The organism is Microbacterium sp. CH-015 (genome assembly GCF_049707015.1).
GTDB classification, from domain to species: domain Bacteria; phylum Actinomycetota; class Actinomycetes; order Actinomycetales; family Microbacteriaceae; genus Microbacterium; species Microbacterium aurum.
This window is the reverse complement of the sequence record NZ_JBNAFJ010000007.1, coordinates 1-11,566: the sequence shown is the minus strand read 5'-3', so window position 1 is coordinate 11,566 and position 11,566 is coordinate 1. Positions and strand designations below refer to the sequence as shown.

Sequence of the window (11,566 nt, the reverse complement as noted above, 5' to 3'; positions counted from 1 at the left end):
TCGGAGGGTTGCCACGGGGTGTGGCGCAGCTTGGTAGCGCGCTTCGTTCGGGACGAAGAGGCCGCAGGTTCAAATCCTGTCACCCCGACAGCAGAAGGGCTCCGCCGGAGAGAATCCGCCGGGGCCCTTCGTCGCAGAACCCCCGGAATGGAGCCGATCCGATGCCCGCGCCCCGCCTCGTCGCGTTCGACCTCGATGACACGCTCGCCCCGTCGAAGAGCCCGATCGATCCGCGCATCGGCGACCTGCTGATCGCGCTCGCGGAGCGGGTCGAGGTCGCGATCATCTCCGGCGGGCAGCTGCAGCAGTTCCAGAGCCAGGTCGTGGAGCGCCTCCCCCAGACGGATGCCGCGACCCGCGCCCGCTTCCACCTCATGCCCACCTGCGGCACGCAGTACTACCGGCTGCGGGACGACGGTGTCGAGACGGTCTATGCGCACGCCCTCACCGAGGACGAGAAGTCCCGCGCCCTGACCGCCGTCGAGGACGAGGCGCGCCGGCTGGGCCTGTGGGAGGCCCAGACCTGGGGCGACATCCTCGAGGACCGCGGCTCGCAGATCACCTTCTCCGCCCTCGGCCAGACCGCGCCCCTGGAGGCGAAGGTCGCGTGGGATCCGACCGGTGAGAAGAAGAACGCCCTCCGCGACGCCGTCGCCGCCCGTATCCCCGACCTCGAGGTGCGCTCGGGCGGTTCCACCTCCGTCGACATCACGCACCGCGGCATCGACAAGGCCTATGGCATGCGCCAGCTCGCCGACGTGACCGGCATCCCCCTGGACGACATGCTCTTCGTCGGCGACCGCCTCGACGAGCACGGCAACGACTACCCCGTGCTCGCGATGGGCGTCGCCTGCCAGGCCGTCGACGGCTGGGAAGACACCGCCGCCTTCCTCACCGACCTCATCCCCACCCTCCCCGCGCGCTGAGCCGCCCGCCCGGTCGGGCTGCCCCCGCCCGGGCGCTGACTTTCGCCGAGAGAACAACCCGGCGCCGAGAGAACGGGTGATACCCGTCCCCTCGGCGCGCCGTTGTTCTCTCGCGGACTCAGGATGCCGGATGCCGCCGGATGCGCGAGCGCCGGAGGCCGGAGGCCGGCAGGGTCAGGCCTTCGCGCGGGACACGGCCGCGCGGCGTGCCGGAGCGGACGCAGCCGCCCCGACACCCGCGACGGGCGTCAGGCGCTGCAGCTGGGTGACGTGGCGCGGCTCGAGCTCGGCGATCGTCGAGACGCCGAGGAGCTTCATGGTGCGCTCGATCTCGGTGCGCAGGATCGCGATCGTGCGGTCGACGCCGCGACGGCCCCCGGCCATGAGGCCGTAGAGGTACGCCCGGCCGATCAGCGTGAACTTCGCGCCGAGGGCCAGCGACGCGACGATGTCCGCGCCGTTCATGATGCCGGTGTCGACCATCACCGTGGCATCCTTGCCGACCTCGCGCACCACCTCGGGCAGCAGCCGGAACGGGATCGGGGCGCGGTCGAGCTGACGTCCGCCGTGGTTGGAGAGCACGATGCCGTCGACGCCGAGGTCGATGAGGCGCTTCGAGTCGGCGACGTTCTGCACGCCCTTGATGACGATCTTCCCGGGCCACATCGAGCGGATGACCTCGAGATCTTCGTAGCTGATCGTGGGGTCCATCGCGGCGTTGAGCAGCTCGCCCACGGTGCCGCCGGTCGTCGTCAGCGAGGCGAACTCGAGCTTGGGTGTCGTGAGGAAGTCGATCCACCACCACGGCCGAGGAATCGCGTTGACGATCGTGCCGAGCGTCAGCTGCGGCGGGATCGAGAACCCGTTGCGCTTGTCGCGCAGCCGGGCACCGGCGACGGGCGTGTCGACCGTGAACATGAGGGTGTCGAAGCCGGCGGCGGCGGCGCGCGTGACGAGACCGTACGAGATCTCCCGCTCGCGCATGACGTACAGCTGGAACCAGTTGCGCCCGTGCGAGTTCGCGGCGCGCACGTTCTCGATCGACGTCGTGCCGAGCGTCGACAGGGTGAAGGGGATGCCGGCGGCCGCGGCCGCGCCGGCGCCCGCTACCTCGCCCTCGGTCTGCATGAGACGTGTGAACCCGGTGGGGGCGATGCCGAACGGCAGCGCCGAGGGGCCGCCGAGGATCTCGACGGACGTGTCGACGCGCTCGGCGGGGCGCAGGATGTCGGGGTGGAACTCGATGTCCTCGAACGCCTGCCGTGCGCGGGCGAGCGAGAGCTCGCCCTCGGCCGCACCATCGGTGTAGTCGAACGCCGCTTTGGGGGTCCGGCGCTTCGCGATGGCACGGAGGTCGCCGATCGTGAGGGCCCCCTCGAGCCGGCGCTTGGTGCCGTCGAGTTCCGGCTTCTTGAACTGCATCAGCTCGAGCAGTTCGGGGATCTTGGGCAGCTGACGCTGGACCATGTCGTGTTCCTCTCGGGTGTCTGGGCGTGTCAGGCCGCGGTGGGCGCCGGCAACCCGGCATCCGCGTAATAGCCGGTGATGTGCGCGCGCACGAGGCCGCGCGCCGCCTCAGACTCGCCGCGCTCGATCGCGTGGAGGATCTCGGCGTGTTCGTGCCGCAGACGGGCACCTGTGGCCGTCCAGTCGGGCACGCGCTCGGCGCCCGCGCGGATGTAGCTCTCGATCGTCTCGCGAAGGCCCGCCATCGTCGCCGAGACGACGACGTTGCCGGATGCCTCGACCAGCCGCACATGGAACTGCGAGTCGAGGGCGAGGAAGTCCTCGATCGACAGCTCCGGGGCATCCATCGCGACAAGCGTCGCACGCGCCTCGGCGAGGTCGGCGCCCTCGAGGTCGGCGAGATGGGCTACGGCCCACTCCTCCAGCAGCAGCCGCGTCTCGTAGACGTCCGGGATGGGGAAGCCGTGGGCGGCCACCTGCAGGCGCAGCAGCTGCGCGAGCCCGCCGTGCGGTGTCGCGGTCACGATGGCGCCTGCCGTCGGGCCGGAGCCGGTCGCGGTGCGGATGAGGCCCATGACCTCGAGCACCCGCAGCGCTTCGCGGACGCTCGACCGGCCGACGCCGAGGGTTGCGGCCAGTTCGCGCTCCGGGGGCATCCGATCGCCGGGCCCCAAGGCGCCGGAGAGCAGATCGGCTTCGATCTTCTCGAGCACGACGCGCCAGGCGCGTGCGGGGGTGGTGTCGCTCATGCGTTCCCTTGCCGATGCGGTAATGGTCAGGCCACAGTAACGCACTGTGGTCGGACCGGCAATAAGTCCGAGTGAAACGATACAACACCCGCGAGCGCGCGGCGACATCCGGCGACGCCGCCGGACGTCCGACCGCGTCGGTCAGTGCAGCCGGCCGCCGGATTCGCGCAGATAGCACTCCGCGCACATCGACTCGTACGTGACCTTCTCGTGCGAGAGCTCGTCGATCGCGACCTGGTCGCCGTCGAAGACGAACCTCCCCCCGACCAGCCGCGCGTTGAACAGCGCCTTGCGGCCGCACCGGCAGATCGTCTTCAACTCCTCGAGGCTGTGCGCGAGCTCCAGAAGGCGCGCCGACCCGGGGAACGCGCGGGTCTGGAAGTCGGTGCGGATGCCGTACGCCAGCACCGGGATGCCGTCGTCCACGACGATCCGCAGCAGATCGTCCACCTGGCGGGGATGCAGGAACTGCGCCTCGTCGATGAGCAGGCACGCCACATTCCCGCCGATGCCGGCGGCGTGCTCGGCGACGAGGGCGCGCACATCGGCATCCGGTGCGATGAGGAAATCGACCCTCCGCGCCACTCCCAACCGGCTGGAGATCTGGTCGGCGCCCTTCGTGTCGATCTCGGGCTTGGCGAGCAGCACATGCTGACCGCGCTCCTCGTAATTGAAGGCCGCCTGCAGCAGCGCCGTCGACTTACCGGAGTTCATCGCCCCGTAGCGGAAGTACAGCTTCGCCATCTGCGGAGGATCAGACGTCGATGTCGAGCACGCGCGCCGTCTCGGCGAGCGTCGCCCGGGCGGCGTCGGGCCGTCCGTTGAGCGTCTGGCCGTAGCTCGGGATGAGGCTCTTCAGCTCCGGCTCCCACGCGTCGATGCGGTCGGGGAAGCACGTCTTCAGCAGGCCGACCATGATGGATGCCGCCGTCGACGCGCCGGGCGAGGCGCCCAAGAGACCCGCGATCGAGCCGTCCGCGGAGGTCACGACCTCGGTGCCGAATTGCAGGACGCCGCCCTTGTCGGCATCCTTCTTCATCACCTGCGCACGCTGGCCGGCCTGGATGAGCTCCCAGTCCTCGTCCTTCGCGGTCGGCATGAAGGTGCGGAGGGACTCGACCTTCTTCTTGTGGTTCTTCATCAGCTCGCCGACGAGGTACGTGATGAGGCTGGGGTTGTCGATGGCGACCTTGAGCATCGGCCAGAGGTTGCCGGGGCGCACCTGCGCGACGATGTCGGTGATGCGGCCGTTCTTCAGGAACTTCGGGCTGAACGTCGCGAACGGCCCGAACAGCAGCGACGCCTCACCGTCGACGACGCGGGTGTCCAGGTGCGGCACCGACATGGGCGGCGCGCCGACCGACGCCTGCGAGTACACCTTCGCCTTGTGCTGCGCGACGATCGCCGGGTTGCTCGTCTTCAGGAACTGCCCGCCGATCGGGAAGACGCCGTAGCCGGAGATCTCCGGAATGCCGGAGGACTGCAGCAGCTTGATCGCCCAGCCGCCGGCCCCCACGAACACGAACCGCGCGTCGATCGAGCCGGGCGTCTTGCCGAGGGCGTTGCGGTAGGAGACCCGCCAGGTGCCGTCCGCGTTCTTGCGGAGCTTTCGCACCTCGCGGTTGGTGACCACCTCGACGCCCTCACCGGCGAGGTGGTCGAACAGCTGACGCGTGATCGCGCCGAAGTCGACGTCGGTGCCGCCGGGAACCCGCGTCGCGGCGAACGGCTCGCCCTTCTTGCGCTTCTGCATGAGCAGGGGCGCCCACTGGTTGATGACGCGGGAGTCCTCGGAGTACTCGATCCCGGCGAACAGGGGCTGCTTCTTGAGCTCCTCGTAGCGCTTACGGAGGAACGCGACATCCTTCTCGCCGCGGACGAAGGTCATGTGGGGGGTGGCGTTGATGAAGGTCTTGGGTGCGTCGAGGAGGCCTTGCTCGACGAAGCTCGACCACAGCTGCCGGCTCTGCTGGAACTGCTCGTTGATCGCGACCGCCTTGGTGGGATCGACCGACCCGTCCTTGCCCTCGGGCGTGTAGTTCAGCTCGCAGAGGGCGGCGTGACCGGTGCCGGCGTTGTTCCAGGCGTTGGAGGACTCCTGCGCGACCTCGCTCAGCCGCTCGAGCACCACGATCTTCCACTCCGGCTGCAGGCGGTGCAGCAGGGTTCCCAGGGTGGCACTCATGATGCCACCGCCGATCAGGACGACGTCGACGGGTTCACTCACAATGTTCCAGTCTAGGCGCCGTTTTCTCCGGCGCCCGCGACTCGCGGCATCCTGCCCCGGCAACTCTCGCGGTTCTTTCGCCCCGCTCAATTCGGCGAGACACCCGCTCTGCACCGAGACGCGCGCTGCGCACCCGTGTGTCGGTGCACGAACGGTGTCTCGCGGGCGGCGGTGGGCGGGCGGATGCCGCGGGGGCGCGGCGAGGCGCGGCGGATGCCGCGGGGCGGGGCGGATGCCGCGGGTCAGGCGGCGGTCGCGCCCAGGCGTGCGGCGACGAGCTCGGCGATCTGCACGGCGTTCAGGGCTGCACCCTTGCGGAGGTTGTCGTTGCTGATGAACAGCACGAGGCCCTTGCCCTCGGGGGCGGACTGGTCGGCGCGGATCCGGCCGACGTAGCTCGGGTCGTTGCCGGCGGCCTGCAGCGGCGTCGGGACCTCTTCGAGCGCGACGCCGGGGGCGGACGCGAGGATCTCGCGCGCCTGATCGGGGGTGATGTCGTCGCGGAACTCGGCGTGGATCGACAGCGAGTGGCCGGTGAAGACGGGGACGCGCACGCATGTGCCGGCGACGCGGAGGTCCGGCAGCTCGAGGATCTTGCGGCTCTCGTTGCGGAGCTTCTTCTCCTCGTCGGTCTCGTTGTCGCCGTCGTCGACGACGTTGCCGGCGAGCGGGATGACATCGAACGCGATCGGCGCGACGTACTTCTCCGGCTGCGGGAAGTCCACGGCGGAGCCGTCGTGCACGAGGTCGAGCGTGTGGCCCTGTGCGAGCACGCCCTCGACCTGACCGAGCAGCTCCTGCGCGCCGGCGAGGCCCGAGCCCGAGACCGCCTGGTAGGTGCTCACGATGAGACGCTCCAGCCCGGCGGCCGCGTCGAGCGGCTTCAGCACGGGCATCGCGGCCATCGTCGTGCAGTTCGGGTTCGCGATGATGCCCTTGGGCGGGTTCACGGCAGCGTGCGGGTTGACCTCGCTGACCACGAGCGGAACCTCGGGGTCCATGCGCCACGCGCTGGAGTTGTCGATGACGACGGCGCCGGCCTCGGCGAAGCGGGGCGCGTGGGCGCGGGAGCCGGTGGCGCCTGCGCTGAACAGGGCGACGTCGATGCCGGCCGGGTCGGCGGTCGCGACGTCCTCGATGATGATGGTCTCGCCGCCGAAGTCGACGGCGGTGCCCGCCGAGCGCGCCGTGGCGAACAGCCGCAGCTCGCGGATCGGGAAGGACCGCTCGGCGAGGATCTCGAGCATGACCGTGCCCACCTGGCCGGTGGCGCCGACGACGGCGACGGAGAGTCCTGAGTCAGAGATGCGGGTCATGAGGGGGTCCTTGCCGGTGGGAGGGGTTGAGTGATTCTATCGTCGGCCGAGAACAGGCGAACGGCCGAGGAGAGGCGGATGCCTGCCAGATCGGCCTCCGCCGGGCAGATCGCCTCCGCTCAGCGACCGATTGCGGCGTCGACGGCGCGCGCGAGGGGCGGATGCCGGGGTCAGCGGCCGGTGCCGGCGTAGACGACGGCCTCGGTGTCGCCGTCGAGGCCGTAGGCGGTGTGCACGACGCGCGCCGCCTCGGCGAGCTCGTCGCCGCGGACGACCACCGAGATGCGGATCTCGGAGGTCGAGATCATCTCGATGTTCACGCCCGCCGTCGACAGCGCCTCGAACAGGGTCGCCGAGACGCCGGAGTGCGTGCGCATGCCGGCACCGACGACCGACAGCTTGCCGATCTGGTCGTCGTGCACGAGGCTCTCGAAGCCGACCCGCGTCTGCTCGCCGGCCAGCGCCCGCAGGGCGGTCGCGGCATCCGACTTCGGCAGCGTGAACGAGATGTCGGTACGCCCGGTGGCGGCCGCCGACACGTTCTGCACGATCATGTCGACGTTGGCGCCACTCTTGGCGACCACCGTGAAGATCTCGGCCGCCTTGCCGGGGACGTCGGGCACCCCGATGACGGTGATCTTGGCCTGGCTGAGGTCGGTCGCGACGCCGGCGACGATGGGCTCTTCCATGGGGGACTCCTCTGAGCGGGACAGGGCGACGCCGTCGGGCAACGACATGCCGGGAGCGAGCACGAAGGTGCCCTGCCCCGAGCTGAACGTCGACCGGGCGTTGATCATGACGCCATGACGGCGGGCGTACTCGACGGCGCGGATGTACAGCACCTTTGCGCCGTTGGCGGCGAGCTCGAGCATCTCCTCGGCCGAGACGACGTCGAGCTTGCGGGCCTTCGGCACGACCCGCGGGTCGGCGGTGAAGATGCCGTCGACGTCGCTGTAGATCTCGCACACGTCGGCGTCGAGCGCGGCGGCGAGCGCCACGGCGGTCGTGTCGGAGCCGCCCCGGCCGAGCGTCGTGATGTCACGGGTGTCGCGGTTGAACCCCTGGAACCCGGCGACGATGACGATCGCGCCCTCGTCGAGCGCTTCGCGCAGCCGGATCGGCGTGACGTCGACGATGCGGGCGGCGCCGTGGGTCGCGTCGGTGATCATGCCGGCCTGGCTGCCGGTGAACGAGCGCGCCTCGAAGCCCATCGAGTGGATCGCCATCGCGAGCAGCGCCATGGAGATCCGCTCCCCCGAGCTCAGCAGCATGTCGAGCTCGCGCGGCGCCGAGATCGGCGCGACCTGGTGCGCGAGGTCGAGCAGCTCGTCGGTGGTGTCGCCCATCGCGCTCACCGCGACGACGACGTCGTGCCCGGCACGGCGGGTGTCGACGATGCGCTTGGCGACGCGTTTGATGCTCTCGGCGTCGGCGACGGAGGACCCGCCGTACTTCTGGACGATCAGCGCCACGTGTGGAACTCCCGGGGACGTGCGGCTCCGCAGCCGCGCGAGGCGGAGCGGGATGCCGGTGGAACACGCAGGGCGCACGGATGCCGCGCCCACCGCACCATTGTAGGGATGCCGACATGCCGGCCCCGCCATGTGACGCGGCCCCGCCCTGTGACGCGGCCCCGCCCTGTGACGCGGCCCGGCCCTGTGACCCGGCCCCGCCCCGTGACCCGGCCCCGCCCTGTGACGGCGAGCGCTAGCATCCGACCATGACGCCGACAGATCTGGCACGCGGTGCCGCGATCGAGCAGTGGCACGACGTCAACGTCGCCATGGTGGGCGCCACGGCCGCCCTCGCCGGCCTCGTGATCGTGGCGGCGAGCGTCAAACATCCCCGACATCGTCAAGGCGACATCGCTGACGTCCCGGCTGGCCGCCGCGATCGGCGGCCTGGTGCTCGCGATCTCGGCATCCGCCATAGGTCTCATCCCCGGCATCGGCGCGACCTCGTACGGTGTCGCGGTTCTCGTGATCGCCCTGCTGTTCACGGCGTTCCCGGTGCAGGCGGCGCTGCGCATCCGGGAGAGCCGCGACCCGGCGAACCGGTTGCGTCCGCTGAAGGCCGCGCTCGGCTTCGCGGCGCCGGCGGCCTACCTCGTCGGTGCGCTGCTGCTCATCGCCGGTGCGCCGGCGGGACTCGTGGTGTTCGCGGCAGGCTCGATCCTGGCGATCATGGCTGCCCTGCTGATCTCGCGGGTCGTCCTCGTGGAGGTGCTGCGCTGACGGCGTTCAGGCCGCCGCGATCGGCGGAAGTTCGCCGTCCGCCGGCCGCCGCGGCCTGAGTCGGCCGCCGGTGGCCGCGAGCCAGCATCCGACGATCACCAGCGGGAACCCGACGAGCAGGCCCGTCGACAGCGCCTCGCCGAGCAGGACGACGCCGAGGAGGATCGCGACGATCGGATTGACGTAGGTGAACAGCGGCGCCCGGACGGGTCCGACCTCGCCGATCAAGGCGAAGAAACCGAGGAACGCCAGCGCCGTGCACAGGATGCCGAGGGCGATCAGCGACAGCCCGCTGCGCAGGGTGGGTATCTCGTGCTGGGTGAGCAGCGCGAACGGCAGGTAGGCGACGCCGACCGCGAGCAGCGCGAGGGTGATGGTGCCCAGCGACGGCACATGCGCGAGCTTGGTCGCGATGATGAACGGCGCGATGGCGTAGAGGAGCGCGACCAGCAGCACCTGGCCGATGGCGCCGAGCGCCTGCGCGGGCTCCGCGACGGCGAGGCCCGGGCCGGCGACGATGACGACGACGCCGGCGAACCCCACGAGCAGCCCCACGGCCCGCGCGGGCGAGAGCACCGACCGGTCGCCCCGGGCGAGCGCGATGCCGGCGGCGAACAGCGGCACGGTGGCCACGAGCAGTCCCGTGAGCCCGGAGGGGAGCGTCTGCTCGGCGTGGCCGAGGAGGAGGAAGGGCCCGGCCATCTCGACGGCGCCGAACGCGAGGACCCAGGGCCACACCCGCAACGCCCGCCGCAGTGCGCCCCGGTGCAGCGCGATCGGCAACAGCACGGCCGCCCCGAGCAGCGTGCGGCCGGCCACGATCGCGGCGGGCGAGATGGAGTCGACGGCCTCTTTGATGAACAGGTACGGGATGCCCCACAGCACGGCCATGAGCGCGTAGAGACCCCACGCGCGGCCGGAGACGGCCGGTGACATCACACGCTGCGCCGGCCCTCGAAGGCCCGGCCGAGGGTCACCTCGTCGGCGTACTCCAGGTCACCGCCGACCGGAAGGCCCGAAGCGAGGCGAGTGACGCGGATCTCCATGGTGTGCAGCAGCCGGCTGAGGTAGGTCGCGGTCGCCTCGCCCTCGAGATTCGGGTTGGTGGCGAGGATGACCTCCTGCACCGTGCCGTCGGCGAGTCGCTGCATGAGCTGCGTGATGCGCAGGTCGTCGGGTCCGATGCCCGCGATCGGGCTGATCGCGCCGCCGAGCACGTGATAGAGCCCGCGGAACTCGCGGGTGCGCTCGATCGCGGAGACGTCCTTGGCGTCTTCGACGACGCAGATGAGCGTGCCGTCGCGACGCGGATCGCGGCAGATCGGGCAGCGCTCCTGCTCGCTGACGTTGCCGCAGATCTCGCAGAACCGCACCCGCTCCCGCAGTTCACCCAGCAGGTGCGACAGCCGGGAGACGTCGAACGTGGGCGTCTGCAGGATGTGGAACGCGATGCGCTGCGCCGACTTCGGCCCGATGCCGGGGAGGCGGCCGAACTCGTCGATGAGGTCTTGGACGATGCCGTCGTACATGGGTCCTTCTCGCCTCACCGCTCCTGGAATCGCGTCGGCGGGGTGTAGGGCTCTTCACGCACGAAGGTCGCCCCCAGCATCTGACGCACCACGGCCTCGCCGACACGCTCAATGCCGCCGGACCGCGGCGGCCGTGCGGCCCCGGGCGCGCGACCGCTCTGACCGCCCCGGTGCTCGACCGCGACCGGCGCGCGCGGCGGCACCGGCGCCTCGGCGTCGACCGGCGGCGGCAGCTCGTCGTCGTCGGCATCGACCACCGGCTCGTCGCGGATCACGTCGCCGTCGCGTTCCAGCGTCAGCACGGGCGTGGCGGATGCCGCCTCTTCGGGCTCGTCGTCCACGGCGAGCCCGGCGGGGACCGGCGCGGCCGCGGGCGCGGGCGCCGATGCGCTCGCGCGGGGAGCGTCGGCCGCGCCCTCCTGCGACGCCGCCGGTGGGCCGCCGGGATCGGGCGAGGAGGGGATGCGGGCGACCGCCCACTCCGTCACGGGAGCGGCGGCCGACTCGCGCACCGCGGGTCGCGCGGCGTGCGGCGTCGGCGCGGTCGGCGCGGCGGCGCGACCGGCGGGCGCGGGCGGAGCAGACGGGCCGGCACCGGCATCCGGCCCACCGGAGTCGCGGCCGGTCGAGGGGGCGTCCGGCGGGATGGCGCCGTCGGAGTCGTGCCGGGCGACGTACTTCACCCGGACGCCGAGGACGTCGCGGATGGCCCCGCGGAGGTCTTCGCTCGGCCCCTTGCCGCCGGCGAGCTTCTTGAACGCCGCGACGTCGGCCTGGCTCTGGAAGCTCAGGGTGAGCACATCGTCGGCGAAGGCGACGGGCGTCGCGACGGTCGCGATCATCCACGATGCGCGGCTGATCGGCTCGAGTCGCTGCAGGATCTCGGGCCACGCGTCCCGGACGTGCGCGAGGGTGATCGGCCCCGCCGGCACGACCGGCGGGGGCGGCGCGACGGGCGCCGACGCTGCGGCGGACGAGGGCGCCGTGGCGGACGCGGTGTGCGCGGCAGGCGCGGCAGCAGGTGCAGGCGCTGCGGCGGACGCTGTTTCCGCGGCAGGCGCGGGCGCTGCGGTGGCGGCGGGCGGCGCGGTGTCCGTAGAGACGGATGCCGAGGTGCT

At 71.4% G+C, this 11,566-nt stretch carries 10 protein-coding genes, 1 tRNA gene and 1 pseudogene; 3 read left to right on the top strand and 9 right to left on the bottom strand.

Annotated elements, in window-relative coordinates:
• The first annotated feature begins 14 nt into the window (after positions 1 to 14).
• Positions 15 to 88 (top strand) — tRNA-Pro (locus ACPYN4_RS11060).
• 73 nt (positions 89 to 161) lie between these two features.
• Positions 162 to 926, top strand: coding sequence for an HAD-IIB family hydrolase (locus ACPYN4_RS11055; RefSeq protein ID WP_424446383.1), 765 nt, complete (start codon positions 162 to 164; stop codon positions 924 to 926).
• A gap of 174 nt (positions 927 to 1,100) precedes the next feature.
• Here ACPYN4_RS11055 and ACPYN4_RS11050 read toward each other — a convergent pair whose 3' ends face one another.
• From ACPYN4_RS11050 to ACPYN4_RS11025, 6 genes are all read right to left on the bottom strand, one after another.
• Positions 1,101 to 2,393 (bottom strand): alpha-hydroxy acid oxidase, encoded by a 1,293-nt coding sequence (locus tag ACPYN4_RS11050; protein WP_424446382.1) that lies wholly within the window; start codon positions 2,391 to 2,393, stop codon positions 1,101 to 1,103.
• A 29-nt stretch (positions 2,394 to 2,422) separates the two neighbouring features.
• On the bottom strand, positions 2,423 to 3,142 hold the full coding sequence (locus ACPYN4_RS11045; RefSeq protein WP_281653159.1) for a FadR/GntR family transcriptional regulator: 720 nt from the start codon (positions 3,140 to 3,142) through the stop codon (positions 2,423 to 2,425).
• Between the two features lie 141 nt (positions 3,143 to 3,283).
• Entirely contained in the window at positions 3,284 to 3,886 is a 603-nt protein-coding gene (locus ACPYN4_RS11040) for a thymidine kinase (protein WP_076689904.1), read from the bottom strand.
• A 10-nt stretch (positions 3,887 to 3,896) separates the two neighbouring features.
• Complete coding sequence (locus ACPYN4_RS11035) at positions 3,897 to 5,369, bottom strand: malate:quinone oxidoreductase (RefSeq protein WP_424446381.1); 1,473 nt, start codon at positions 5,367 to 5,369, stop codon at positions 3,897 to 3,899.
• 242 nt (positions 5,370 to 5,611) lie between these two features.
• Entirely contained in the window at positions 5,612 to 6,685 is a 1,074-nt protein-coding gene (locus ACPYN4_RS11030; RefSeq protein ID WP_424446380.1) for an aspartate-semialdehyde dehydrogenase, read from the bottom strand.
• A gap of 170 nt (positions 6,686 to 6,855) precedes the next feature.
• The gene (locus tag ACPYN4_RS11025) at positions 6,856 to 8,157 is read right to left on the bottom strand and encodes an aspartate kinase (RefSeq protein WP_424446378.1); all 1,302 of its coding nucleotides are present in this window, start codon (positions 8,155 to 8,157) and stop codon (positions 6,856 to 6,858) included.
• 432 nt (positions 8,158 to 8,589) lie between these two features.
• Here ACPYN4_RS11025 and ACPYN4_RS11020 point away from each other — a divergent pair, with 432 nt between their 5' ends.
• Entirely contained in the window at positions 8,590 to 8,919 is a 330-nt protein-coding gene (locus ACPYN4_RS11020; protein WP_424446377.1) for a hypothetical protein, read from the top strand.
• 6 nt (positions 8,920 to 8,925) lie between these two features.
• Here the strand turns inward: ACPYN4_RS11020 and ACPYN4_RS11015 are convergent, their stop codons facing one another.
• The 3 genes and pseudogenes from ACPYN4_RS11015 to ACPYN4_RS11005 all read right to left on the bottom strand — a co-directional run.
• Positions 8,926 to 9,855, bottom strand: coding sequence for a DMT family transporter (locus tag ACPYN4_RS11015; protein WP_281653288.1), 930 nt, complete (start codon positions 9,853 to 9,855; stop codon positions 8,926 to 8,928).
• The gene (gene recR / locus ACPYN4_RS11010; RefSeq protein WP_424446376.1) at positions 9,855 to 10,448 is read right to left on the bottom strand and encodes a recombination mediator RecR; all 594 of its coding nucleotides are present in this window, start codon (positions 10,446 to 10,448) and stop codon (positions 9,855 to 9,857) included. The genes ACPYN4_RS11015 and recR overlap by 1 nt, the downstream gene beginning before the upstream one ends.
• A 14-nt stretch (positions 10,449 to 10,462) precedes the next feature.
• Positions 10,463 to 11,566, bottom strand: a pseudogene (locus tag ACPYN4_RS11005) (DNA polymerase III subunit gamma and tau); the annotation flags it as partial.